20 protein-coding genes, 1 pseudogene and 1 riboswitch are annotated in these 26238 nt (G+C 40.3%); of the genes and pseudogenes, 4 read left to right on the forward strand and 17 right to left on the reverse strand.

The window, feature by feature from the left end; all coding sequences use genetic code 11:
* Positions 1–220: 220 nt before the first annotated feature.
* Positions 221–1609 carry an amino acid permease gene (locus tag IOC57_RS09280; RefSeq protein ID WP_207438462.1) on the reverse strand — a complete coding sequence of 463 codons (1389 nt, stop codon included), beginning with the start codon at positions 1607–1609 and terminating at the stop codon, positions 221–223.
* A gap of 512 nt (positions 1610–2121) precedes the next feature.
* Positions 2122–2200, forward strand: a riboswitch (glycine riboswitch).
* 204 nt (positions 2201–2404) lie between these two features.
* On the opposite strand from IOC57_RS09280, the gene IOC57_RS09285 reads away from it, so the two are divergent.
* The 3 genes from IOC57_RS09285 to IOC57_RS09295 all read left to right on the forward strand — a co-directional run bounded on the left by IOC57_RS09285 (position 2405) and on the right by IOC57_RS09295 (position 5713).
* Complete coding sequence (locus IOC57_RS09285; RefSeq protein ID WP_207438463.1) at positions 2405–3745, forward strand: amino acid permease; 1341 nt, start codon at positions 2405–2407, stop codon at positions 3743–3745.
* A gap of 292 nt (positions 3746–4037) precedes the next feature.
* Positions 4038–4238 (forward strand): DUF3311 domain-containing protein, encoded by a 201-nt coding sequence (locus IOC57_RS09290; RefSeq protein WP_207438464.1) that lies wholly within the window; start codon positions 4038–4040, stop codon positions 4236–4238.
* Positions 4235–5713 carry a sodium:solute symporter family protein gene (locus IOC57_RS09295; RefSeq protein ID WP_207438465.1) on the forward strand — a complete coding sequence of 493 codons (1479 nt, stop codon included), beginning with the start codon at positions 4235–4237 and terminating at the stop codon, positions 5711–5713. Before IOC57_RS09290 ends, IOC57_RS09295 begins: the two co-directional genes overlap by 4 nt.
* A gap of 689 nt (positions 5714–6402) precedes the next feature.
* Here IOC57_RS09295 and argH read toward each other — a convergent pair.
* The 5 genes from argH to IOC57_RS09320 are packed head-to-tail and all read right to left on the reverse strand — an operon-like array spanning position 6403 to position 13033.
* Positions 6403–7887: an argininosuccinate lyase gene (gene argH / locus IOC57_RS09300; protein ID WP_207438466.1), complete on the reverse strand. Its 1485-nt coding sequence runs from the start codon at positions 7885–7887 to the stop codon at positions 6403–6405.
* Positions 7888–7902: 15 nt separating this feature from the next.
* Positions 7903–9591, reverse strand: coding sequence for an ABC transporter permease (locus IOC57_RS09305; RefSeq protein ID WP_207438467.1), 1689 nt, complete (start codon positions 9589–9591; stop codon positions 7903–7905).
* Positions 9588–10700 (reverse strand): ABC transporter ATP-binding protein, encoded by a 1113-nt coding sequence (locus IOC57_RS09310; RefSeq protein ID WP_207438468.1) that lies wholly within the window; start codon positions 10698–10700, stop codon positions 9588–9590. The genes IOC57_RS09305 and IOC57_RS09310 overlap by 4 nt, the downstream gene beginning before the upstream one ends.
* A 15-nt stretch (positions 10701–10715) precedes the next feature.
* Positions 10716–11807, reverse strand: a complete 1092-nt coding sequence (locus IOC57_RS09315) for an extracellular solute-binding protein (RefSeq protein WP_207438469.1) — start codon at positions 11805–11807, stop codon at positions 10716–10718.
* Positions 11807–13033, reverse strand: coding sequence for an ROK family transcriptional regulator (locus tag IOC57_RS09320; protein WP_207438470.1), 1227 nt, complete (start codon positions 13031–13033; stop codon positions 11807–11809). Before IOC57_RS09320 ends, IOC57_RS09315 begins: the two co-directional genes overlap by 1 nt.
* Positions 13034–13299: 266 nt before the next feature.
* Here IOC57_RS09320 and IOC57_RS09325 point away from each other — a divergent pair, with 266 nt between their 5' ends.
* Positions 13300–15807, forward strand: coding sequence for an NEW3 domain-containing protein (locus tag IOC57_RS09325; RefSeq protein WP_207438471.1), 2508 nt, complete (start codon positions 13300–13302; stop codon positions 15805–15807).
* A 242-nt stretch (positions 15808–16049) separates the two neighbouring features.
* On the opposite strand, the gene IOC57_RS09330 is transcribed toward IOC57_RS09325, so the two are convergent.
* The 11 genes and pseudogenes from IOC57_RS09330 to IOC57_RS09370 form a co-directional block, all read right to left on the reverse strand.
* Positions 16050–16784: an amino acid ABC transporter ATP-binding protein gene (locus IOC57_RS09330; protein WP_286184669.1), complete on the reverse strand. Its 735-nt coding sequence runs from the start codon at positions 16782–16784 to the stop codon at positions 16050–16052.
* The gene (locus IOC57_RS09335) at positions 16781–17425 is read right to left on the reverse strand and encodes an amino acid ABC transporter permease (protein WP_207438472.1); all 645 of its coding nucleotides are present in this window, start codon (positions 17423–17425) and stop codon (positions 16781–16783) included. Before IOC57_RS09335 ends, IOC57_RS09330 begins: the two co-directional genes overlap by 4 nt.
* A 64-nt stretch (positions 17426–17489) precedes the next feature.
* On the reverse strand, positions 17490–18266 hold the full coding sequence (locus IOC57_RS09340) for a transporter substrate-binding domain-containing protein (protein ID WP_207438473.1): 777 nt from the start codon (positions 18264–18266) through the stop codon (positions 17490–17492).
* Positions 18267–18888: 622 nt separating this feature from the next.
* A pseudogene (locus IOC57_RS25810) lies at positions 18889–19157 on the reverse strand (hypothetical protein); the annotation flags it as partial.
* The gene (locus IOC57_RS09345; protein WP_207438474.1) at positions 19120–19416 is read right to left on the reverse strand and encodes a hypothetical protein; all 297 of its coding nucleotides are present in this window, start codon (positions 19414–19416) and stop codon (positions 19120–19122) included. The gene IOC57_RS09345 and the pseudogene IOC57_RS25810, both read right to left, overlap by 38 nt.
* Before the next feature lie 21 nt (positions 19417–19437).
* Positions 19438–20943 carry a malate:quinone oxidoreductase gene (locus IOC57_RS09350; protein WP_207438475.1) on the reverse strand — a complete coding sequence of 502 codons (1506 nt, stop codon included), beginning with the start codon at positions 20941–20943 and terminating at the stop codon, positions 19438–19440.
* A gap of 600 nt (positions 20944–21543) precedes the next feature.
* Positions 21544–22464, reverse strand: coding sequence for a type I pantothenate kinase (gene coaA, locus IOC57_RS09355; protein ID WP_207438476.1), 921 nt, complete (start codon positions 22462–22464; stop codon positions 21544–21546).
* Positions 22465–22638: 174 nt separating this feature from the next.
* A complete protein-coding gene (locus tag IOC57_RS09360; protein ID WP_207438477.1) occupies positions 22639–22932 on the reverse strand; it encodes an RNA polymerase alpha subunit C-terminal domain-containing protein in 294 nt (97 codons plus the stop codon).
* A 343-nt stretch (positions 22933–23275) separates the two neighbouring features.
* Entirely contained in the window at positions 23276–23404 is a 129-nt protein-coding gene (locus tag IOC57_RS25815) for a hypothetical protein (RefSeq protein WP_286184672.1), read from the reverse strand.
* Between the two features lie 138 nt (positions 23405–23542).
* Positions 23543–24937: an amino acid permease gene (locus IOC57_RS09365; RefSeq protein ID WP_207438478.1), complete on the reverse strand. Its 1395-nt coding sequence runs from the start codon at positions 24935–24937 to the stop codon at positions 23543–23545.
* 332 nt (positions 24938–25269) lie between these two features.
* Positions 25270–26229, reverse strand: coding sequence for an L-threonine 3-dehydrogenase (locus IOC57_RS09370; RefSeq protein WP_207438479.1), 960 nt, complete (start codon positions 26227–26229; stop codon positions 25270–25272).
* Positions 26230–26238 lie beyond the last annotated feature (9 nt).

Consider the following 26238-nt stretch of genomic DNA (forward strand, 5'->3'; position numbering starts at 1 on the left):
TCCGGATTATCGGATAAATCTTGCGGAAAGACACATTCCATAAGCTGTTTGATTCTTTCCCCCTGCTGGCCCTCCCTTATAATGGGGCAAAATATCTTTATTCGTGAGTTCCACAGCTTTACTCTTGAATTTTACTGATTACTCGTGAATTACAACAATTGACCCACAAAGACAAAAAAGCCCTTCTCGAATTAAGAGAAGGGCTTTCAAATAGAATTTCTTATCCAGAAATCTCATCATCGGTTTTAACATCCAATGGTGTTCGTTTATCCATTTTCAGCATGTAATAACTTACCACAACCAAGGCTAGGAAAACGATTCCGACGACCAAGGAAATCCGGGTACTCGGATTGAACCACATACCGACCAGCACCATCAGCAAAAAGGCTATTGTCGCATAGTTACTGTAAGGGGCCAACGGCATTTTGAACGGATGCTTCTCCATTTCAGCGGCATTTACCTTTCTGAATTTAAGCTCACTGATCAGTAAGACAAACCATGGAATCATCCCGGGCAATACACTCGCACTGTACACATAAAGGAATAATTGCGGCGGTGCAAGGTAATTCAGGATAACCCCGATGCCTAATCCTAATAGTACAGCGATCGTACAATATGCCGGAACTCCATTTTTAGATACTTTTGCAAAGATTTTCGGTGCTTGGCCATTCAATGCCAGTGTGTAAAGCATACGCCCTGCACTGAAAATACCACTGTTGCATCCAGACATTGCCGCAGTGATTACGACAAAGTTAATGATGCCTGCCGCCGCAGTGATACCGACTTTAGCAAAGGTTGAAACGAATGGACTTCCGATATCATCCAGTTTATCCCAAGGATAAACCGTCACGATGACGAATATGGCACCAATATAGAAAATTAAAATGCGCCATATGATTGATTTAATCGCTGTTGTTACGGTCTTCGTTGGATTTTTCGCTTCTCCGGCTGTGATGCCGATAAGCTCAACTCCTTGATAGGAAGCCACGACAAGCGAAAGCGCAAAGAAGAATCCTGTCCATCCTCCCGTAAAGAAGCCTCCATTTGCCCATAGATTCGATAATCCAATCGCATCTCCGCCATTCCCAATTCCAAAGAAGATAAGGCCTAGGCCGGCAATGATCATCAATACAATCGTTATGATTTTTATAAGCGCAAACCAGAATTCAAATTCCCCGAAGGATTTTACGGAAATGAGGTTGGCAGCCCCCAAGATGATCATGGCCACCACACCTGGTACCCACGCCGGTAACTCCGGGAACCAATATTGCATATACAGCCCAACCGCGATGATTTCGGACATTCCGACGATTACCCATTGAAACCAATTGCTCCAAGCTGTCATATAACCTGCCAAAGGATGTATATAACTGCTTGCAAAGGTTGCAAAAGAACCTGTAGTCGGTTCTAAATATAGCATCTCACCCATAGAACGCATGATGAAAAATATAAAAATACCTGCGATGGCATAAGCAAGCATTACAGAGGGCCCGGTCCATTTGATCGTGCTAGCCGACCCCATGAATAACCCGACACCGATGGTTCCGCCCAAAGCTATCATTTGAATATGACGTGCTTCCAGCCCTCTCTTTAATTCCTTGTTTGACATGATAAACTCCCCCAGGTGCAATATCGGCAATGCTTTTCTATCCTTACCACGAATGGCTCTCCATTCATTATTGCGGTTAGAAATGCTTTATCGTAATAAATATTACATAACACTTCAATTTTCTTTTCTTATCTTATAATAGTAAATATTCTGTAAAAATACAATTGTATTTTTCAAATAAACAGTTGCCAAATATATCTTGGCAATATCCCCAATCTAAAAATATCATTTTAAAAAAATGATGATCAGTATTTCATAATAGTTATAATTCAAAATGAATAGAAAACAATAACTAGTGCTTAAACCTTTGCAAGTAACGTTCCTTATAAAATCGCCTATAATGCCTGTTTCCCCTCAAAAAATTTGTTGACCTCCCGAATAATAGATGATAGAATTCCAATATTATTTTATAAGTATAATGAATGATCCAGCAGTGGAAGATTATCACTGACTGACATTCCTTCACAACCGCATACAAGCAAGCGATGAATGCTATGGATGACACTATAGCAGGAGCAGCTTCTGGAGAGACTGCACAAGATGCAGCGCCGAAGGATTCACAATCTCAGGCAAAAGGACAGAAGAGTAACGAATGATAGATTGTTATTCTGAACCCTTTAAGAGATTGGTATTATCCAATCTCTTTTTTTATTGTCCATTTTGTGATTGGACTAAAAACAACAACGTTAAAACCAATGGGAAAGGCAGGCTGGGCGAAAAAATCACCTCCCTCTCCAAGACCATGCAAGTTGAAATCATTCACTACCAAGACTATTAAAGACGGGGGAGTTCGAATTGGCTAAACAGGAATTAAAAAGAGATTTAAAAAATCGACATGTACAATTGATTGCAATAGGAGGAACCATTGGCACCGGTTTATTTTTAGGTTCCGGAAGAGCCATACAATTGGCAGGACCTTCCATTATATTTTCCTATCTGATAATAGGGATTGCCTTGTTTTTTGTGATGAGGGCCCTAGGGGAATTGCTCTTATCCAATGCAGGATATGCATCATTCACTGAATTCGCAACCGAATATGTCGGTCCATGGGCTGGCTTCGTGACAGGTTGGACATATTGGTTTTGTTGGATCATGACCGCAATGGCCGACATCATAGCTGTCGGTGTCTATATACAATATTGGTTTGATGTCCCTCAATGGATTCCGGCACTAATATGCCTGGTCATTCTGTTAGGATTGAACCTATTGACCGTTAAGATATTTGGCGAATTGGAATTCTGGTTTGCCCTCATTAAAGTAATCACGATCATCACCTTGATCATCGTAGGCATCTTTCTTTTGATCATCGGTTTCAATACCCATACCGGAACTGTTTCCCTTACGAACCTATGGAATCATGGTGGCCTGTTCCCCAATGGCATTTCCGGATTCCTATTATCTTTACAGTTGGTCGTCTTTTCATTTGTCGGTGTCGAATTGGTCGGGGTATCCGCAGCAGAAACGGCGAACCCGAGAAAGAACATTCCATCTGCCATCAATAAAATCCCTGTCCGGATTTTACTTTTCTATGTTGGTGCCATATTCGTCATTCTCTGCGTCAACCCATGGACACAACTGGATGCCACGAGCAGCCCATTTGTAGAGGTCTTTGCATTAATCGGAATTCCAGTTGCAGCAGGGATCATTAACTTTGTCGTTTTGACATCCGCTGCTTCAGCATGCAACAGCGGTTTATTTTCAACAAGCCGAATACTCTATACATTAAGCAGGAATGGCGAAGCCCCTGCTAAGCTTGAAACATTAAATAAGCAGGCTGTTCCGAGCAATGCCTTATTAACATCTACAATCGTTGTATCAATAGGGGCATTATTAAGCAAGCTGATACCGGAACAGGCATTTACCGTCGTGACGACCATCAGTGCCATCTGTTTCATATGGGTATGGGGCATTATCTTGATCTCCCATATCAAGTATTCAAAAACAAGGCCTGACCTAAGAGCAGAATCGACTTTCAAGGCTCCTTTTACCCCCTTTGTCAATTACGTCATTTTAGGATTATTCCTGTTCATCCTTATTGTTATGCTATTCGCTGAAACTACACGACTATCACTGCTCTTGACCCCAATTTGGTTCATACTCTTGGTGATACTATATAACTACCGAAAAAAAAGATAGCTATTGCAAGTAAAGCCTTGAACTCAATATGAATTCAAGGCTTTATCCGTTTTATGAAACACGACAGGGTTCGGCTGTCTGTGCATTGTTGCTAAAATATATTAGGCAACTGCATTAAATTTTATATCAAAATAGTGTAAGCTAATATATATTATCGGACCTTCTTAGAAAGTTAATCAATCATGTATGAATATTTCATCCCGGTTTTGGTCCACCCATCCATCAGTGGCATCGAAGAATAGACCCCCATTGGTGGACGTTTCACTTTATTTAAAACGGAGGGGTTTGTTTAATGAAGATTATATATATTCTTACTTTAGTTCCTTTTATAGGCATACTAGGATTTGTACCTTTTGTTAATAGAATAGAACCATATGTATTAGGGATGCCTTTCAATATGTTCTGGATGGCTATGTGGGTGGTCCTTACCTCTGCCATACTGGGCATCATGTATAAACTGGATCCCAGGAATCGGGAAGGTGACCAGGAATGAATATTGCTCTCTTAATCATTTTAGCATTTTTACTTCTAGCGATATTTTTAGGAATACGCTCTTCAAAAGGAAAAGATATGGACTTGGAACAATGGACGGTGGGCGGACGTGGTTTTGGTGCGATTTTCGTCTTTCTGCTGATGGCCGGGGAAATCTATACGACCTTCTCCTTCCTTGGCGGCAGCGGCTGGGCTTATGACAAGGGCGCCCCTGCTCTATATGTTCTAATTTACATTACTTTGTCTTACGTATTATCCTATTGGCTCCTACCGGAAATATGGAGATATGCCAAAGAAAATAAACTGATGTCTCAATCCGATTTCTTTGTAAGCAAATATAAGAGTCCTAGTTTAGGAATTTTGGCGGCGCTTGTCGGTGTGGTATCGATGATTCCAGTGATTGTCGTACAGCTGAAAGGATTGGGGATCATTGTCTCAGAAGCATCTTATGGTGCCATCTCAATGTCTGAGGCAGTTTGGATGGGGGCAATCAGCCTTACCATTTATGTGATGATCTCCGGTATACACGGTTCAGTTTGGACAGCGGTCATTAAGGATATTATGATGGTCGCCATAATAGGATTCTTAGGGATTTATCTGCCGATTCATTACTTTGGCGGATTTCAGCCTATGTTTGAAGCAATTGATGCGGTCAAGCCTGGTTTTCTAAAGTTCCCTGATCAGGGACTTAGCGTATCATGGTTTATCTCCACGGTAATATTGCTCGTATTCGGTTTCTATATGTGGCCCCAAGTTTTCAGCGCTGTTTATTCAGCACGCAGTGGCAAGGTATTTCGAAAAAATGCCATCATCAGCCCTTTATATACACTCATGCTGTTATTCGTCTTTTTCGTTGGTTTTACTGCTATATTGAAAGTGCCCGGACTCGTTGGAGCGGATGCAGACCTCTCATTGCTGCGCCTTTCAATCGAGACCTTTGATCCATGGTTTATAGGCATAATCGGCGGCGCTGGATTGTTGACCGCATTGGTGCCGGGATCCATGCTTTTGATGAGCGTCGCTACACTGCTTGCGAAAAACGTCTACAAGGAATTTGCACCTGCAGTATCCGATCGCCACGTTGTACGATTGGCAAAGTTCCTTGTTCCAGTCATTGCCCTTATAGCCGTCTACTTCACCTTGAACGGCGGCGAAACGATGTCAGCATTAATCCTTATGGGATACAGTCTCATCACACAGCTTTTTCCGTCCCTTCTCTTTAGTCTGACCAGGAATAATCCGATCAATAAATTTGGCGCAATCGCCGGCATCATCACAGGATTGGCCATCGTAATCTGCATTACACTCAGTCATTCGACAATAGGGACCTTGTTTCCATCCTTGCCGCAAGCCGCGAAAGATTTGAATGTGGGAATCATCGCATTGGCAGTCAATTTCATTGTGATGATCACAGTAAGTTTTGCTTTCAGAAAGCACGCGATTCAGTTGGAACCTAAAACCGTTAGCGATATATGAAGCACTCTCTGATGCTGGTTATTTTGGATAGGGAAACATTAGAAGAACATCGAAAGGCTCAGTCAAGAGACTGAGCCTTCCTTATTATCGACATCCAAAGCCATGATTCCCCATTTCTTAAGAGTGACTATAGAAAGTTAATAGCAGACAAAAAACTATGTCCCATAATAAACTAGTCTTTTTTGTTTATCATCCTATCCCCTATTTTAAGTAATAAATACAACGAAAAAATAATCATCAAGGTTCGGGCCACTACCAGACCATCAATAGCTAATGCATATCCTTTAGGTATTAATAATTTAGGGTTTAAGCAAAAAGTAATCGATATCACGAAAGTTATTAAAATCAGGATAAAACCAAACTGAGATCTATTTGACATGAACATTCCGCCTTATATTATGTATTTTACAAAAATAGCATCTTTTTCCGGGAATAACCTACACTTATTAGCATTGGGGAGATCTCCGTTGCAAAAAACAAAATAAATAGCCACCCCAATAAAGAATGACTATATATCATGAAATATGAGCTTTCACAGTCAGCAGATAAAATGCATCGTATTGCTTCCAAGACAACAAAAAATACGCTTTCAGGAGGTTCGGGCTTTTAATTGGGAGTTTGGAGCAAATACTCGTGAGTTTGACTCGTCAGTTTCATGCCTGTTTAACCTCCCTTTTTACCCCGTACCTTCAGTAATCCACTAAAGCCTTCCTGCAATCATTCAAAGCTTTGACCATTTCCTTATATTCCTGCAACTCTTGTTCCAGTTTTTGTTTTCTATCCATAATCATCCTCGTAACCTCTTTCGGACTGGGCCCGCCTTGAATGCTTCTAATCTCCACAAAATATTCGGGAGAGATTATTTTTTCCCATTCATCTTCTGCTAAATTCACTGAAACGAATTCATTGATAATCTTGTTGATTTCTTTTGTTTCCCAATCATATAGCTCTTTCCCTTCACTAATCGACCTTTTTGCAATATGACTGGCTATGGTATGGGCTTTTCTAAATGATATTTCGTAATCTCTTGATAGGGTATCCGCTAATTCAGTAATCGTTATACTGGATTTTGCGGCCATCTTCTTTGTATGTTCTTCATTTACTTTCAAAGTCGATATGACGGCATACATAAGTTTCATGACACGTCCTGCATTCGAAAAAGCCCGATATAAATGCGGCTGTAAATCATCCTCCGTATCGACGATATCACCGAATGGTGTATTGTGGATCATATTCATTGCAGCAAGTGCATCACCATAGGAACTGCTTGCAATCGAACGGGAATGTTCAATTGAGACTGGATTTCTTTTTTGCGGCATGATGCTGCTCACTTGTACATAGGGATCCGCCACATGAAATGTACCAAACTCCCTAGTCACATGCTGCAGGAAATCTTGAATCCATCTTCCAGTATTGACCATGCACGTCATGATGGCAGTTGCGGTTTCCAATAAATAATCTGCCCCGCCTATCGAGTCATAGGAATTCTCAATCACCGAATCAAATCCAAGCAGTTCGGCAGTACGGTCCCTGCTGATCGGAAAACCGGTAGTCGTTAATGCTGCGGCACCCAATGGGGATTGGTTGACCGTTCCATAGGCTGCCCATAACCTGCCAATATCCCTTTGAAGCACATCATAAATGGCTAAAAAGTAATGTCCTATCGTAGTTGGTTGAGCCGGTTGGGTATGCGTGTAACCTGTAATATAGGTTTCTGTATGTTTTTCAGCCTGCACCAAGAATGCCTCACTCAAATGGGTTGCATAGCCAATCAATTGGAGCAGATGACCTCTCAAAACAAGTCGGTACATTGCAACTCCCATATCATTACGACTGCGGCCGATATGAATCTTCCCTGCAAGTTCATGACCGATTTCCTCACCGACTTTTGCCTCCATCATGAAAAATAAGTCTTCGAATTGGGGCTGATAGGTCAACCGCGCGAGATCTGTTTGGGCCACTTTCCGAATCCCATCAAGCATGATTTTCGCCTCTTCATCTTTAATGATCTTTTGTTCCGAAAGCATGATGACATGTGCCCGGTGAATATCGAACATAGCGTGAAATAAGTAATCTCTTTGATCATTAAAAACAGGCATCAGAAGTTCTTCTGCATATGTTTTTCCTGGAAAGGCAATACCTTCATTTTTGATAAATTCTTCAAGCCTGCTCATCTTTGAACCTCCAATTTATAAAGCTTTTTCCGCTTTGATTCCAAAAAACTTGTTCGAAATAAAGAGAACGATTACAATCAGCGTGATTTGAATCATCCCATAGGCAGCTGCCTGCCCCATATTGAACATCCGAAGCTGATTCATGATTTCAATGGATATGGGCCTGTTTGAAATCGTGTACAACAGGACCGAGGTCGGGAATTCCCCCACAGATTCGATAAATGCCAATAATGTCCCTGATAAAACGCCAGGCATAATAATCGGAAATATGACCTTTCTGAAGGTATAAAACCACTTTGCCCCCAAGTTTCTGGCTGCTTCTTCAATCGAATCATCCAGCTGTTCCAGAACGGCGTTAGTCGAACGGACAACGAGTGGAATATGTCTGATGAAATAGGCAAGTGGCAATATCCAAAATGTTCCTACCAATATTTGACCGAAAGAAAAAACGCTAGGTTCATTGAATGCGAATATCAAGTTCATCCCTATGACGGTTGCAGGCAATGCCCAAGGAATCATGACTAGAATATCAACAAAGCTTTTCCCGACGAATTTCCGTTTGACAAGTACATAGGACGCCAGGACCCCAAATACCAGATTCGCCGACGTTGCAATAACCGCCATCAGTAAGCTATTTCGTAACGGTTTGAAGATATTGGGGTCTTCAAACAGAAGCCGGTAATTTTCCACATTAAATACTGTGGGATATGTTTGAAATGTCCAGGTTCCATCCGGCACAAGTGATAGCAATAGAATCGTAAAGTGCGGTAAAAGCAGAATAATAACTCCGATGATACCTATTATGACCATCACCCATTTCATAATCGGGTTCTTCACTTCACTCCTGTGTGCCCCAATTCCTTTCGAAGCCATGCGATAATCTTTCCTATTCTGATACCAACGCATGAATAATAGGAATGAAATCGAAACGATGGATAAAATGACGGATTGAGTAGCGGCAATTTCCATATCACCATTGATTTTTGAAAAATAAATTTGCAGGCTCAACACCCTGTAACCGCCAGCTAATAAAAACGGGGCACTGAAAGAAGCCATTGATATCATGAAAACAAGTAAAGAAGCGGCAACGATGGCAGGTGTCAATAATGGAAATGTCACCTGCCAAAAAACCTTGAACTTATTTGCGCCTAAGTTATAAGCGGCTTCTTCAAGTGACGGGTCTATTTTATTGATTGCAGCGGATACGGTCATATAAAAATAAACATACATTGTATAGGCATGCACGATAAGGATTCCCGATACCCCGCCAATTTTAAATGGAACTTTATCGAGACCAAACAGATCCTTGATGGCATTTGGAATTAATCCCGATTCACCATATAAAAACATAAAGGCCATGACCCCTACCAATGATGGAAGGACAATCGGCAAAATCGCTGCTGATGAAAAGAAGCTTCTGCCGGGAAAATCGTAACGATTAAAAATGAATGCGAGCGGAATGCCAATCAAGGCACTGACCAATACACTCAATAAGGATATATAAACGGAATTCCATAGAGCCTCTAAGTTCGTTTTCGATTCCTGTACGAAGAAGTCCTGATAATTTCCACTGGATATCGTTCCGTCTTTTTGCAGGCTTTCCATAAAGGTACTCAACGATGGGTAGAGTACATAAGCCACGAGCACCAATACAACCGGTATAAGGAGCCAAACCGTCAATCTCGTATCACGGTTTTTAATCATGGAGCATCACCGCTTATGACAGGGATAAGCCGCAGCTGTTTCTCAGGAAGCTGGACATACACTTCCTTTCCTTGATAAAAGTATCCAAAATCATGAGTGTTAAATACGTCGACCCTTAGTAAAACGTCTTGAACATCCACCATGACATTCACAACAGAACCAAAGAATTGGACGGATTTTATTTTACCTTTAAAAGTATTCATTCCTTCATCGGTCACATCCAGAATTCGGATTGCTTCAGGACGAATCGAAACAGCAAGGTCCTCATCCGTCTGTAGTATCGAAGTTCCTTCCCTAACTTGATCTTTTACATTCAATTTAATCGGTTGTTCACTATTTTTAAGGGCGACCACTATATTATCTTGTTGAACTTTTTCAACTTGAACGGGCAATAGATTAATCTCGCCTATAAAACTCGCCACAAAATCATTGGCCGGCCGATTATAGATTTCTGCCGGAGTCCCTACTTGGTGACATACACCATAATTGAACACAGCGATCCGATCGCTCATGGATAATGCCTCAGCCTGATCGTGTGTGACATAAATGGTGGTAATCCTATATTCACGCTGCAGCCTTAAGATTTCCACCCTCATTTCATCACGAAGCTTGGCGTCCAGATTACTTAATGGTTCATCCAGCAGTAATATTTCCGGTTCAATGACCAATGCCCTCGCAAGGGCCACCCGCTGCTGCTGCCCTCCGCTTAACTGGCTCACTTGACGATTCGAGTAGCTCTCCAGCCTGACCTTTTGGAGGGCATCCAGCACCCTCCTCTTTAAGTCAGCAGAAGAAACCTTTCTCACCCGCAAGCCAAATGCTACATTTTCAAAAACAGTCATGTGGGGAAAGAGGGCATAGTTTTGAAAAACCATGCCTGTATTTCTTTTCTCCGGAGGTACACGCGTCATATCTTTGCCGCCAAATCGGACGATACCTTTTGTTGGATAATAAAAACCGGCAATCATCCGAAGCGTTGTCGTTTTACCGCAGCCACTTGGACCAAGAAAGGTAAAAAATTCACCTTCTTGGATTTCCAGATTTAAATGATCAACAGCTATCGTTTTTCCGAAGGCTTTTTGGACATTCTCTATTTTTATTGACGCCATCCCAACGACACTTCCTTATTCTTTAATTTCCTTATCTCCACTTTTAATAGTTTCGTCCCAATATTTCATCCACTCGTCACCTTTTTCCTGGAATGCATTCCAATCAATATCCATCGCTTTAATTTTTGTTTCCGTGATCCATTCAGGTAAATCCTTCACATCACTTCTGGTCGGAATCCTGTAAAATTCATCTGCCAAAGTTTTGGCTGCTTCTGGTGAATTCACAAACTCATAAAAGGCTTCAGCCGCTTTTGGATGCTTGGCACCTTCAACGATAGCGATACCTTCTGTCAATACTGGCGTTCCGCTTTCTGGAATGACGAACTCAAACGGATAATTTTTATTTTCTTTCAGCATGACAACATCCGGCATTGCCCAAACGGAAAGTGAGCCCTCTCCTTTGGCTATCTTGTTATACATCATTTCAGGGTTCGCTGAATATTCCTTTGTGTTTTGGTCGAGCTTCTTTAACCAGTCATACCCCTCTTTTGGATCATTTGTATCCTTATACGTACGATAAATCATCGCAGAAAAAATTGTCCTCATCGTTCCGGAGGCTAACGGATAACGGATGATGATCTCGTCTTTCCACTTCGGATCGAGGAGCTCATCCCAATCTTTCGGAACCTCTTCTTTTGATAGTTCTTTGCTGTTATACATGATGACCTCCGGTGTCTGGCTCGTTCCCGTCCAATACCATTCCGGATCGTGGAATCCTTCATCGAGACTATCAGAATAGGTAGGTTCATATGCAGCCAGCAACCCATCATCTTTCGCTTGATTGAAGTTCGTGGAAGGTGCCCCCCACCAAACGTCTGCTTGCGGATTACTTTTCTCTGATCGAACACGGTCAAGGATTTCCTGAGACCCCATATCAAGCCACTCAACATCAATACCATATTCATCTTCGAACTGCTTTTCGAATTTTGATAAAATATCTTTGCCATGCGGTGAATAAACAACGATCTTATCTTCCATCTCACCCTTTTCTCCCTTGGCACCGCCAGCATCCGAATTCGTTTTCGTATCTGTACCGTTACACCCTGAAATCAATAGTGCTGCCGATAGTGTCAGTACTGAAACAAGCGACTTTTTCCTATTTTCCATTAATGATCCCCCTCATCACGAAAATTCAAAATGCCATCATATTCCCTTAAGAAAAGGGAAACCGCTCCTAGTACTCCTGCGTCTTCTCCCAGTTGTGAAGTTTTCATTTCTACTAAACTTGGAAGATATCGATCAACGATTTCCCGAATTCTAGGTAAAATGTATTCAGATGAATTTAATACACCACCTCCTAAAATAATCACTTCTGGATTCAGCAAACTAGCCGCATTGACAATTCCGCAGGCCAAATGTTCGATAGCTTCATTTATGACGGCCATAGCTGTTGCATCTCCTTTTTTTGCTGACAAAAAAGCATCCTCCCCCGATAGTTCGGTAGATTTGGCCCGTTCGAATAAAAAATGATGAGGATCCATGAGAACCTCCCTTGTAAAATGACCGCCAATCGACTTTCCTCCTGCGACACTTTCCAAATAGCCGTATCTATGGAAAATCGGCTTGAATTCACGCTTCATATCCTCTTTGTCCGTAACCATATATCCCATTTCCCCAGCTGCACTGGAAGCCCCTCTGTATAACTGGTTATTCAAGATAATGCCGCTTCCTATCCCCGTGCCTACAGCAATGAACAGCAAATTCCGCTTATTTTGTGCATTACCCAGCCACTGTTCACCTAGTGCAGCCGCGTTTACATCATTGTCTAGAAAAATTGGGAAATCAAAATACCGCTTCGCTTCGGCTATAAACGGATATTGTACCCAGCCTAAACTCGGTGCCTCTATTACTAATCCGCTTGCCGTTTGCGTTATACCAGGGATTCCGACACCCATCCCTAATATCCTGCCTTTCGCAATTTGATTCTTTGCAATTAACCGTTCGGTTTCAATCGCCACCTGTTCAAGCAGCCCTGATTGTAAATAGGTGCTTGTTGAAAAACTAGTATCGGCGAGGATGTTTCCAATTAAATCACTTAAAATGATCTTCACCTTCGTCCCGCCTATATCGACCCCAATGATATAGGCAGCCTTTTCATTAAAAAAGAGCTGTATGGGCCTCCTCCCACCTTGAGAAGAGGATTCTCCTATTCCTTTCTCAAATACCCATTTCTCCTGTATAAGTTCATCCACAGCCAGAGAAACAGTTGGTTTACTTAGCTGGAGTTTAACCGCGATTTCAGCTCTTGAAATGGGTGAACATTCTTGGATGCATTGAATGATTCTTTTTTTATTTACATACTTTTGATGACTGGGTGTTCTTTTAAAACTCATCACATCACGGCCTTACATCATTTAGTTAGTAAATCTTCCTAATTAAGTAAAAATATAACTCAAAAAAACTCTTCGTACAAGTTATTTTCTGAACATTCTAAATATTAATCTTTAATAGTTACTTCGAATCATTTACATTTATAACCAATAATGATATTTATTAGATAAGATTTTTCGCAGGTTAGTTAGAAAATATTACTAACCTACATTAATTTCTTCACAGACGCTTAGGTGTTTCATTAAAGTTGAAGGAGGTTAAAAGAATAATGAAAAATGCTTTGTTATCGTTGCTTTCCCTTTTTTTAGTTCTTGCATTATTGCCGTTTGGAGGTAGCGCTGCAAATCCTGATGAAACCAATGTTGAGTTATGGAATGCGGTCAAGCCGCTCGAGACGACTGTGACTTTCTTGAACAGCGGTGCCCATCCAGATGATGAACGCAGTGACTTCCTTGCTTATCTATCCCGAGGGTTAGGGGTGAAGACATCCAGCCTGATTGCAAACCGTGGTGAAGGAGGACAAAATGAAATAGGGGATGAACTGGACAATGCTCTTGGTATCATCCGTTCGAGGGAAATGATAGAAGCTGCAAAAATCACCGGGGTTAAGGCCTATCATCTAAGTGAGACTACCTCAGACCCCATTTATGATTTCGGCTTCTCTAAAACACCAGAGGAAACATTAGAAAAATGGGGCGAAGAACTCACATATGAACGGCTTATCCGCTTTATTCGGACGTATCAGCCGGATATATTGATGCCATCCTTTCAGAATGATAATACACAGCATGGACATCATCGAACAATGACAATCTTAAGTGAACGCGCGTTTAAGGATGCTGCCGACCCAACTGTTTTTCCACAACAATTGAAACAAGGTCTATCAATATGGCAAGTGAAAAAGTTATATTTGCCCGTTTCCTCGGCAGATCAAGCAACCACGTCTATTGAAATCGGTAAATATGACCCAATATACAATATGACTTATCCACAGCTTGGAGAACAATCCCGCTATCTGCATAAAAGCCAAGGCATGGGTTCGGATATCCCTGCAGCACCTCGCCAGATCCATCTAGATTTGAAACAAAGCTCAGTTGATACAAAAAGCCAGTCGGACCTCTTCGCGGGTGTACCTTACAATTTTACTGAATGGGCTGAAAAACTACCTCGCTCAGCTTCAAAATTAAAAGGTGAAGTTAAATACCTGCAACGCAATTTGGACGCTGTTATTACGGCCTATCCAAATGATAAACGTGTTTTTTCTACATCCCAAACAGCCCTCTCCAAAGTTCGTTCAATTACTGCGCAAGTCAAAAAGGCAAAGCTAAGCCCTGCCATTAAGAACGATTTGCTTCATAAGCTCTCATTAAAAGAAGATCAATTGCAAACCGTCAGTTATGTTTCCTCAGGACTCGAAGTTCAAGCTAAAGCAGCTTCAAAGATCCTTACGAAAGGTCAAAAAACGTATGTAACCGTAACCGTGAAGAATAACGGGAAACAAACATTGAAAAAAGTCGCTGCAGCATTGAATGTGCCTAAAGGATGGAAGAGCAAAACAAAGTCTAAAGATGTCAATCTAGCACCAAATAAATCAACGAAGATGACCTACCTGGTTGAAGTCCCTGAAGATGCAGCTTATTACCATGCCTATGATGAGTCAACCATTACAACCAGCATTTCTTATAAATACGGCAGCACAAAAACTGCCATCAAGGAAGAATTGGACGGAACGATTGCTGTCCTTCCCGACGTTGGCCTTACCCTATCTCCTGAAGACATCGTCGTAAATACAGCAGATGTTAAAAAGGAAATCCCTGTGACTGTAACCTTGAAAAACTATACAGAAGGCAAAGCATCAGCAAAGGTCGCTTTAAAAGTCCCCGAAAATTGGGGAATTCAACCCAAAAATCCCACGGTATCATTTAAGGAAAAATCAGAAGAAAAACAAGTGAAGTTCACCCTCAGACCATCGAAAACAATTCAAAATGGTGAATATCAGGTTAAGGCAGTTGCTACTGTCAATGGAAAAACCTTTGATTCGACCATTCAGGAAATTTCTTATGACCATATCGGAACATTCTATTACCAATACCCGGCAGCTATCAACACCGTTGCATTTGAGCTTTTGATGCCCGCTTCATTAAAAGTTGGTTATATTGAAAGCGGCTTCGATAAAGTGGCGGATTACTTAAGCAATGCAGGTCTTAACATCACGAAGTTAACAGCAACTGATTTAACTGAAGGTGATTTAAGCCAATATGACACGATCGTTACAGGCATACGCGCCTATCTATCCAGGGAAGATTTAAAGGCAAATAACGCTCGCTTGCTTGAATATGTGGAAAACGGCGGTCATTTCGTCGTTCAATACCATAAACCGGGTGATGGTTGGGATGCAGAGAAAACTGCTCCATATCCTCTTACCCTTGGGAATCCTTCCATTCGCTGGCGGGTAACCGATGAAAATGCCGCGGTAAACGTGTCGAAGCCAGAATCGGCGCTATTTAACTATCCAAATAAAATAACAAGGGATGACTGGAGCAATTGGGTGCAAGAAAGAGGATTGTACTTCCCGATGAAGTGGGATGAACGGTTTGAAACGTTCATTTCGATGGCCGATCCAAATGAAGAACCATTTGATGGCGGAATCCTTATGGCTAAATACGGTAATGGCACCTACCTCTATACCAACCTTGTCCTATACAGGCAAATTCAAGGCCAGATTCCAGGCGGATATCGGATCATGACGAACTTGATTAGTTACGGTGACAAGTAAATAGAGAAGAAACCTATGCATGTGTTGAATGCATAGGTTTCTTTTTTTGATGTTTGCCCGATCGAAGCAGATATAAATAAAAACATCGACTGACAGATAGGTTTCTACTCTTCAATAAAAAGAGTTATGCACAAAGATAAGGGAAAGTCTATGCGTTTGGGCTTCCTCTCCCCGCATTCCTTTGTCCACACTTTATGCATAACTTCATTCATGATCTACCATGATTTCTTACAGGCATCCCTTTAAAGCACTTTGCTCAAGAATGCTTTGGTTCTTTCGTGCTGAGGGTTACCGAATAATTCATTCGGCTCATTTTCTTCCACGATATACCCTCCATCCATGAATATGACCCGGTCCCCGACTTCCCGGGCAAAGCCCATTTCATGCGTAACAACGACCATTGTCATGCCTTCTTTTGCAAGTTGTTTCATTACCTCCAAAACATCCCCGACCATTTCAGGGTCAAGAGCCGAAGTCGGTTCATCGAATAGCATGATCTTCGGATTCATCGCTAATGCCCTCGCGATGGCGACCCGTTGTTTTTGTCCGCCGGAAAGTTCCCCTGGATAGCTATTTGCTTTTTCCTTAAGACCAACCTTATCCAATAACTCAAGCGCTAACCTTCCTGCTTCCGCTTTATCGGTGGCATGAATTTTAATAGGGCCCAAAGTTATGTTTTCCATTACGGTTTTATGAGGGAATAGATTGAAATGTTGAAAAACCATTCCAACTTCTTGCCGGACTTTGTTTATATTGATTTTCCCTTTAGGATCGGTAATATCATGTCCGTTAATGACCACCTCACCGCCCGTAACTTCCTCAAGGAGATTCAGGCAACGCAGAAATGTACTCTTTCCAGATCCAGAGGGGCCTATTACGCAAATTACTTCCTTTTCCTGCACTTCTGCATTAATATCTTTTAAAACCTCGACAGTCCCAAATGATTTTCTCAGTTTTTTTACAGTAATGATGCTCATCGAACATGTACCCTCCTCTCTATGAAATTAGCAATTAGGGTTAACAAATAGATGATGATAAAGTAAATCACACCAACAGCCAGCCAAATCTTGAATGCCTCAAAGGTTGCCGAAGCCTGAATCTGGCCTTGCTGGGTTAGATCCGCTATACCAATGACTGATAGGAGAGAAGTGTCTTTCAAGCTGATGATCGATTGGTTCGTAATGGTAGGGAGCATCCTTCTAAAGGCTTGCGGCAGCACGACATATCTCATCGTTTGAGTACCAGTGAACCCGATTGACCTTGCCGCTTCCGTTTGTCCTTTATCAATGGATTGTATCCCTGCCCTTATTATTTCAGCAAAATATGCCCCTGCATTGATTGCAACGGTAATTATTCCGGCTGTTGTACTGTTCAAAGAAATCAAATTCAGTGAATTCACACCAAAATATATAAAAAACAACTGCACAATGAACGGTGTCCCACGTATCGCATCCACATAAACCTTTGCAATCCAGTTTAAGATCTTGATGGGGGCAAGTCGCAGCAAGGCCACCACTAAACCAATCAAAAAACCTAAGATAATGGCAATCACAAAGATATAAAGTGTCACCTGAAGTCCTTTTAATAATATAGGCAATGCCGCAACAATTATATCCATTCCTTACACCCCTTTGAAAAAGAAAGCGCGCTTTAAGCGCGCCTATTAAGCTTTAATCTATTATTTATTCACCAAGATACGTTTTAATTATCTCATCATATGTGCCGTCTTTTTTCAGATTGGCAAGACCATCATTTATTTTTTTCAATAAATCTTCGTTTTTCCCTTTCAATACAGCAATTCCATACTGGTCACCATTCAAACGGTCACCTACGATTTTCAACCCAAGATCTTTTTGGGCGATTGCATAGGAGATAACAGGATAATCTTCTATAAGAGCATCGGCGTTGCCGTTTGCCACTTCCTGGAACATTGCTGGACTATCATTGAATTGAACAACTTTTATTCCTAGTTTCGTAGCATTATCCTGTGCATATTTAGCACCTGTTGTCCCTTTTTTCACTGCTATGGTTTTTCCTTTAATATCTTTAACAGTTTTAGTACTTGTATTATCTTTTTTAACAACTATTGACAATCCCGCATCAAAATACGGTGTTGAGAAATCTACTACCTTTTTTCTTTCCTCTGTAATGCTCATTCCCGCAATGGCCACATCAAGCTGATTGGCTTGCATCGCTGGGATGATTCCGCCGAAATCCATTGGAGACAATTTGATTTTAAAATCCTGGTCTTTCGCTATTGCATTGATCAATTCAATATCAATACCTTTATAGTCGTTCCCCTCTTTAAATTCAAAGGGAGGATAAGTCGTATCCACACCAACTTTATATACCTTTTCAGTTTTCTTTTCTTCACCTGCATTTTTTTCGTCATTGTTGCCACAAGCCGAGATAAAGATAGTTAGAATCAAAAACATACTAAGTAAACCAAGTTTCTTCATTCAAATCACTCCAATTCTTAGATTATACGTGATAATAAAATAATTCTCCCTATAATATAGCATAAGAACAAAGCATTATAATATGAATTTTTTGAATAAATATTATTTTCTTCAAATAATGATTATGGATGTTTTCCCCATTATTGTTCAAGCTCTGGAAGCGTATGGAATCCTTCTCTATAAAAATAGCCGATCATTGCTACCATTACTGTAAAACAAGCCATTAGAGGGTGATTTTTAGTCATCCCCTGACAGGAGGATCCCTTTATTTAAATTTAAGCCCCTACTTATGCAACTACTCCGTCAGTTGCATAAGTATGAACCTAAATCAATTTACTCTTGGATGCCCTAGAATACAGGAGATGTTTTTTCCCTTCTACTTACTAACCAGTACCCCATAATCCATGCAGTGTTTTAGCTTCGTTATACGAAATCTTCGTCCAAATAAGCCTTCAAAGATATTCTGCAAGTAGGGCCGCGTTTAGTTTAATTAATAACGAGATCATGTCCCGCGCACCCGTACGTCCTACACTGGCTACTGATATAATAAATTTCATTAAAAAAGGGCAACCAGTAAGTTTTACTGGCTGGCCTCCTAATACGGCACCTGTTCGATTTGTGATCAAATTAAGTTCTCATTTATTAAATTCGTTGATGTGTATTTAAGCAGCAATATGGCGATAGGTGCAGTAACAATTAACGTGATGAGGTCCGTTCAATCGATATCCCAATCAGCATTACGAAGTTGATTGGGATATCGATTGATAGGATACAAGGTATCGTCGCTGAAAAGAACACTATGGATGATACAGTTACCACGGCAATGATAATGAACTTAGTTACCAGAGGTGTTTCAATTACGAGGAGAGCCAGCAGGAATATTTCTGCAACTGAAGCACCAAAAATTAGATGAACGAATTCCTGATGCTGCACAGCTTTTCGTTATTTGCGATAAAGAGACCATCGCCCGCATAAATTCAAATACACCGAAATCTTTAGGGATGCTATGATTGGATCCTTTATTCAGACTATACTGGCTGCCTCCTAAACCTTCCTTTTCGATATAAGCTTCCTCGGTTGAATAAGCTTTAGGACAAAAAAGAACCTTCAATCCAAGATAGATTAAAGGTTCTTTTGTTTTTAATTTCAAAGTTGCTTCCAAACCCAAAAATTAACTATAAACTAGCTCTTTTTTTTTGCTCAGACCAAGCGTCTCTGATGTTGAAGTTTGAATTTCGTGCAGAAGCACTGGATTTTCCATAAGTGACTCTCCATAAGAAGGAATCATTTCTTTAATTTTCGGTTCCCACTCTTCCATACGTTGCGGGAAGCATTTATTAATTACCTCAAGCATGACGTGTACAGCGGTAGAAGCACCTGGAGAAGCACCCAGCAATGCTGCAATCGAGCCATCAGATGCACTGACAACTTCCGTACCAAATTGAAGGGTACCTTTGCCGCCTGCAGCCGTATCTTTGATAACTTGTACACGTTGGCCAGCTACTACTAAATCCCAATCTTCGCTCTTGGCGTTCGGGATGAACTCTCGCAACTCTTCCATGCGCTGTTCCTTCGATAACATAACTTGCTGGATCAGGTATTTTGTCAATGGCATCTCTTTTGCGCCTGCCGCCAACATAGTTAAAACATTATTCGGTTTTACGGACGTTATTAAATCGAACATTGAACCTGTTTTTAAGAACTTCGGTGAGAAGCCCGCAAATGGTCCAAATAGCAACGATTTTTTATCGTCGATAAAACGTGTATCAAGATGCGGGACAGACATTGGTGGAGCACCAACTTTAGCTTTTCCGTATACTTTCCCATGATGTTGCGCAACAACTTCCGGATTATTACACACCATGAAGTATCCGCTTACTGGGAATCCGCCAATATGTTTCCCTTCAGGAATACCGGATTTTTGCAGTAAATGCAAGCTTCCGCCCCCGCCTCCGATAAAGACGAATTTAGCATTATGGCGTTCTACGCTACCAGTATCGACATTACGCACTTTTAATTCCCATGAGCCATCGCTAGCCCGTTTAACATTATCAACACTATGTTTATATTTGATATCGACGTTTTTAGTCTTTAAGTGGTCAAACAACATGCGCGTTAGAGCACCGAAGTTAACGTCTGTACCGTAATCAATCTTTGTTGCCGCTATAGAATCATCCGATGGACGGTCTTGCATAATAAGTGGAATCCATTCCATCAGTTTTGCTGGGTCATCGGAATACTCCATACCTTGGAACAGAGGATTTTTTGACAGCGCTTCAAAACGCTTCTTTAAGAACGCTACATTTTTATCCCCTTGCACCATACTCATATGAGGCAATGGCATGATAAAGTCTTGCGGATTATCAATCAGCTTACAGTTTACAAGATACGACCAAAACTGCAATGAAACTTGGAACTGTTCATTGATTTTAATTGCTTTGCTTATATCTATAGATCCGTCAGATTTTTCGGATGTATAATTAAGCTCGCACAGTGCAGAATGTCCCGTACCCGCATTATTCCATTCGTTAGAGCTTTCTTCTCCTGCGTTTGCAAGCTTCTCAAATACTTTGATTTCCCATTCCGGTGCTAACTCTTTCAGTAATGATCCCAAAGTCGCGCTCATGACTCCGCCGCCAATTAAGATAACGTCTGTTTGTTTCTGTATGTTGCTCATTATAACCTTCCTTATCCCCTATATTTGCAAAAAAGATGTAGGCGCTCCTGCTTAGGTGTCACAAAGGCACGAACTAGGAACACACCTTTTCTGTCTCCTTATAACTATATCATAGTCTATTATTATTATTTCATAGATTAAAATATTCTACTATTACTTTTTTTGTTAATATATTGATTTTGTGAAGAAATTAGCTTAAACTTTTCCGGCCCGATGGTCGCATTAAATGATTTCTTCAGCAACTCTCCCTTTTTGAAGGGAGAAACTGTTAGTGAAATAATATTGACACATCGGAAAAAGCAACGAAAATACACATTTATTCACAAAATCAGAAGTGAAATTAGAAGGATCTGTAACCTTTTCCCTAAAAAATAAGAACCTTCCTGAAATTGTTAAACTCCTACCTTTTTAACTTGAATCTTAAATTTCACCCAATTAATAGATATTATAACAATACCAATAATACCTGATAATTAAACCAATATCAGGTATTATAATTGATAATATTTCTAATTTTAAGACTTATTGAATAGTCCCTTATAAATAAAATTTCTTCTTTTATTGCTATTACAAAAAAATATTATTCGCACATTTAATTTATTATTTTCTCAAAAAGATATTTTCAACTTTGTGTTCTGATCCTTTTTTCAAGACGAGTTTTGCCCGTCCTTTTGTCGGCAGTATATTTTCATGTAAATTTTTCAAATTAATTTCTTCCCAAATTTGAGTCGCTTGTTTAATGGCCTGTTCCTTAGATAAGTTAATATAACGATGAAAATAGGATTCAGGACTTTGAAATGCGGTCTTTTGAAGTAAAAGGAACCTTTCAACATACCATCGTCCTATGTTGTTTACGTCTGCATCTACATAAAGTGAAAAATCAAAAAAGTCACTGACGAATACTTGATTTTCCTTATCTACTTGAAGAACATTCACACCTTCCACTATTAAAATATCGGGATTACAGATAATCTGCACTTCACTTTGCAAAATGTCATACTTCAAATGTGAGTAGATGGGAACTTCCACTTTATTTTTTCCTGCTTTTACATCTCCGATAAGATTAATTAATTTTTGCGTATCATAACTTTCAGGAAACCCTTTTCTTTTCATCAGACCTTTTTCTTCTAAAAGATCATTTGGGTATAAAAAACCGTCCGTAGTGACAAGACCTACGTTTCTGTGATTATCCCATCTAGATAATAAGGTCTGAAGCAACCTTGCTGTCGTACTCTTTCCTACGGCAACACTCCCAGCAATTCCAATGATATAAGGTACTTTTTTCTCATTAGTTTTTAGAAATGAAGAGGTAGCTGTATTAAGCTGTTGAGATGCTTCAACATATAAATTGATTAAACGAGTCAAGGGCAAATAAACCTCTTCCACTTCCTTAATGGATATTTCTTCATTTATTCCTTTTAAGTTATCCAATTCTTCTTCAGTTAAAGGAAGAGGAGTATGATTTCGCAAAGATGCCCACTTTTTTCGATTGAATTCAAAATAGGGAGTATAGGAACTCATGGTTTTTCGTTACCTCACTTTTTAGAGTTACTATCAGTTTAACAAGGATGATGACCATAAAAAAGAGGTTCCTGATCCCTTATTTACATAAAGACCCTGTAACTTGAGTAAGAAATTGATTGTATGGATCCAGCGGGTAAAAAAGGCATTCCTGCAGATTAATCATCTAGATGATTAATCTTTGAATGAAAACCCACCTGTCTCCAAAGCATCCCTAAGTTTTGGTAAAGAAGCTGGTCCCATACCGTGAAATTTCAAAATCTCTTTTTCACTATATGTCGATAGCTGTTGCAGAGAGGTTACCCCATTGTTTTCCAATGCACGTCTGGCTGGTGCCGAGAGCAATGAAAGAAATCCGGTGTCAGGTTTTCGTTCTTGCTCACATACAGGGCAGGTCGGGCAGTCGCTGGATTTATAGTATTTGTGTCCCTTTTCGCAAGTCCTCAAATTTTTCTTTGAAGTTGTCATAGTCAACTTCTCCTTTTCTTCTGATTTTTTACATTCTACCTTAAGAAGTAATAACATCGCAGGTACCGTCTACGTATCCTGATGCCATTAATTAGACTGCCCTGACTGTTTGCCATTCATCATAGCTCAAAAAGAATTGATATTTGTCAAATCCCAACCACCCGTTTACCAGTAGTTGAATTCAGGTCCTGTATCTTGTTCTTTTCCCATTTAAGTCTTTAAACTGTCCCATACCACAACAAAGGTCCTTAACAATGATTTTATCGGACGCAACTGCGTATTCATCAGCTTTGTTTGCACATAATTCTAATGGGCAATTTTCAAAACGGCTAACGACGGGATCTTATTCCCAAATCCCCCATATTTCTTCAATGTTTTTACCAATCGGTTCTTCAAATGCATTTCTGTGGTCTTTAATGATATTGGATCGGTTGGTATACATTTTAGGATTGTAATTTTTAAGTCCGAACATAAAAAGTTCGCCCTTCACAATAAGCAATCATTTTAATCCATTTTATCATCTCTTGTTAAAACTATACTGCCCTTTTAGTTTCATTGGAAAAGGGCTGCCGCAGCAACCCTTTGCAAAACCCAAATTGAATGATAGAGATCAACCCACTTTATCTTCCTGAGCCTCTGTCAGAGCATTGGCTTGTACACGCTTACCTATTCCAAAAGCGAAATAACTTATTGCAACGATAGCCAGAAAACCTATTCCAACCATAAGTGATATACGTGTGTCATCATTGAACCACATACCGATTAATACCATAACCAAGAAAGCGATGGTCAGGTAGTTTGTAACAGGTGCAAAAGGCATTTTGAATGGATGATTTTTCATTTCAGCTTTTTTAATTTTCCTGAATTGAATCTGACTGATCAGAATGACAAACCACGGAATCATACCAGGTAGTACACTCGCACTGTATACATGTACAAATAAATTTTCTGGTGCAATATAACTTAAAACAACCCCAATTGCTAAGCCGACTATCACTCCGAACGTACCGAATAAAGGAACACCGCTATTAGATATTTTCGCGAAGAATTTTGGCGCTTGTCCATTCATCCCTAATGTGTAAAGCATACGTCCTGCACTGTAAATACCACTATTGCAGCCAGACATAGCAGCCGTGATTACGACAAAATTAATGATTCCAGCTGCTGCTGTAATACCGACTTTCGCAAAAGTCGCAACAAATGGACTGCCAATCGAGCTTAATTGATCCCAAGGATAAACGGTTACAATTATGAAAATTGCACCGATATAGAAGATTAAAATACGCCAAATGGTACTTTGAATCGCTTTGGTTATCGTTTCTTGCGGATTTTTTGCTTCACCAGCTGTAATCCCAATTAATTCTACACCTTGATAAGCGGCAACCACCAGTGAGAGAGCAAAGAAGAAGCCTTTCCAACCACCTGTAAATAAACCACCATGTTCCCAGAGGTTCGATAATCCTAAGGCTTCCCCTCCGTTACCGATTCCAAAGAAAATAAGTCCAAATCCTGCAACGATCATTAAAATAATCGTTACGATTTTAATCAGTGCAAACCAAAATTCAATTTCCCCAAAGGATTTTACGGAAATTAAGTTCGCTGCTCCAAGAATCACCATTGCGATTAAACCTGGAATCCAAGCTGGGAGATCAGGGTACCAATACTGCATATATGTCCCCACTGCAATAATTTCTGCCATCCCAACAATAACCCACTGGAACCAGTTACTCCATGCAGTCATATACCCTGCCAATGGATGAATGTACTTATAACCAAACGTTGCAAATGAACCTGTACTTGGCTCTAAATACAACATTTCCCCCATTGCACGCATGATTAAGAATATAAAAATCCCAGAGATCGCATAAGCTAACATTACAGACGGACCTGTCCATTGAATCGTGCTGGCTGACCCCATAAATAAACCGACACCAATGGTTCCGCCCAAAGCGATCATCTGAATATGACGACCTTTCAACTCCCTATTCAACTCTTTATTTGCCATTCCATTTCCCCCTACACTACTAATAGTCGAAATTTAATGCAAGATGCTTAATACACTCCCTATTTAGTATAGAAATGATATAGCTGGCTCACTTTTTTTAAACATCCTTAAAGCTGCCTCATAAAATCATTCTTCACTTTTAAGCATTCCTGACAGTTTGAAAGATTACTATCAAATTTCATATTATTTCTTAATTCTGTTTAAGGTGTCATAGAAAGCGCTTACTTTTTTATCGTTTATAACAGCTCACCCCTTAAGCTTTAAAATTCCCCTGTTTAAAATAACTCGAATAAAAGAGTTTTGCAACTCTTTTATTCGGCTGGCAGGTTTATTCATGCTGTTACTAAAAGGGACTTTAATCTCAGCTTTAATAACATATCATTCGTCATTTTCTCCAAATCATATTCCGCACTGAATCCCCACTCTTCCTTTGCACAAGTTGAATCTATTGTATTCGGCCAACTGTCTGCAATGGATTGTCTAACAGGATCGACTTCATAATTCATGACAAATTCCGGAATATGCTTTTTAATTTCGGCTGCAATTTGCTCCGGATCAAAGCTCATGGCTGACACATTGAAAGAATTGCGATGTTTTAATTTTGAGGCGTCTGCCTCCATTAAATTAATGATGGCTGCTAAAGCGTCAGGCATATACATCATATCCATATATGTTCCCTTATCAATGTAAGATGTATATCGCTTTTTCTTAATCGCTTCATAGTAAATTTCAACGGCATAGTCGGTAGTTCCGCCACCAGGAGGTGTGACATACGAAATCAGTCCAGGGAATCGAAGCCCCCTCGTATCAACCCCAAATTTATGATGATAATAATCACATAATAACTCACCGGATACTTTATTCACTCCGTACATCGTATTCGGTCGTTGAATGATATCTTGCGGTGTCCAATCTTTAGGAGTGGTTGGACCAAACGCACCGATGGAACTAGGTGTGAATAATTGGCAATCGAGTTCTCGTGCCGCTTCCAAAGCATTGACCAATCCGCCCATGTTCAAATGCCAAGCTAAAAGTGGTTTCTTTTCAGCTGTTGCTGACAATAAAGCGGCTAAATGTATAATCGTATCCACTTCATGTTTCTTTGCCATGTTAAACATCGCTTTTTCATTTGTAACATCTAAAATCTCAAATGGACCTGATAGGGCAACATCGCTGTCCGTTTTTCGAATATCTGTTGCAATGATATTGTCAGTTCCATAAATCTCTCTCAATTTCAGCGTCAGTTCTGAACCAATTTGACCTAAAGCCCCCGTTACCAAGACCTTTTTCATCAAAAATCC

This window comes from Bacillus sp. SD075, from assembly GCF_017355165.1.
Lineage (GTDB): Bacteria > Bacillota > Bacilli > Bacillales > DSM-1321 > Peribacillus.

What these genes read in the sequence shown, in the direction of transcription:
- IOC57_RS09335 (WP_207438472.1), bottom strand. Translation starts at nt 17,425, where the DNA reads ATGGATATAATTGTTGCGGCATTGCCTATATTATTAAAAGGACTTCAG.
- IOC57_RS09350 (WP_207438475.1), bottom strand. Translation starts at nt 20,943, where the DNA reads ATGAGCAACATACAGAAACAAACAGACGTTATCTTAATTGGCGGCGGA.
- IOC57_RS09280 (WP_207438462.1), bottom strand. Translation starts at nt 1,609, where the DNA reads ATGTCAAACAAGGAATTAAAGAGAGGGCTGGAAGCACGTCATATTCAA.
- IOC57_RS25815 (WP_286184672.1), bottom strand. Translation starts at nt 23,404, where the DNA reads ATGTTCGGACTTAAAAATTACAATCCTAAAATGTATACCAACCGATCC.
- IOC57_RS09310 (WP_207438468.1), bottom strand. Translation starts at nt 10,700, where the DNA reads ATGGCGTCAATAAAAATAGAGAATGTCCAAAAAGCCTTCGGAAAAACG.
- IOC57_RS09330 (WP_286184669.1), bottom strand. Translation starts at nt 16,784, where the DNA reads ATGAGCATCATTACTGTAAAAAAACTGAGAAAATCATTTGGGACTGTC.
- IOC57_RS09360 (WP_207438477.1), bottom strand. Translation starts at nt 22,932, where the DNA reads ATGACAACTTCAAAGAAAAATTTGAGGACTTGCGAAAAGGGACACAAA.
- IOC57_RS09315 (WP_207438469.1), bottom strand. Translation starts at nt 11,807, where the DNA reads ATGGAAAATAGGAAAAAGTCGCTTGTTTCAGTACTGACACTATCGGCA.
- IOC57_RS09320 (WP_207438470.1), bottom strand. Translation starts at nt 13,033, where the DNA reads ATGAGTTTTAAAAGAACACCCAGTCATCAAAAGTATGTAAATAAAAAA.
- IOC57_RS09305 (WP_207438467.1), bottom strand. Translation starts at nt 9,591, where the DNA reads ATGATTAAAAACCGTGATACGAGATTGACGGTTTGGCTCCTTATACCG.
- IOC57_RS09295 (WP_207438465.1), top strand. Translation starts at nt 4,235, where the DNA reads ATGAATATTGCTCTCTTAATCATTTTAGCATTTTTACTTCTAGCGATA.
- coaA (WP_207438476.1), bottom strand. Translation starts at nt 22,464, where the DNA reads ATGAGTTCCTATACTCCCTATTTTGAATTCAATCGAAAAAAGTGGGCA.
- IOC57_RS09290 (WP_207438464.1), top strand. Translation starts at nt 4,038, where the DNA reads ATGAAGATTATATATATTCTTACTTTAGTTCCTTTTATAGGCATACTA.
- IOC57_RS09370 (WP_207438479.1), bottom strand. Translation starts at nt 26,229, where the DNA reads ATGAAAAAGGTCTTGGTAACGGGGGCTTTAGGTCAAATTGGTTCAGAA.
- IOC57_RS09340 (WP_207438473.1), bottom strand. Translation starts at nt 18,266, where the DNA reads ATGAAGAAACTTGGTTTACTTAGTATGTTTTTGATTCTAACTATCTTT.
- IOC57_RS09365 (WP_207438478.1), bottom strand. Translation starts at nt 24,937, where the DNA reads ATGGCAAATAAAGAGTTGAATAGGGAGTTGAAAGGTCGTCATATTCAG.
- IOC57_RS09325 (WP_207438471.1), top strand. Translation starts at nt 13,300, where the DNA reads ATGAAAAATGCTTTGTTATCGTTGCTTTCCCTTTTTTTAGTTCTTGCA.
- argH (WP_207438466.1), bottom strand. Translation starts at nt 7,887, where the DNA reads ATGAGCAGGCTTGAAGAATTTATCAAAAATGAAGGTATTGCCTTTCCA.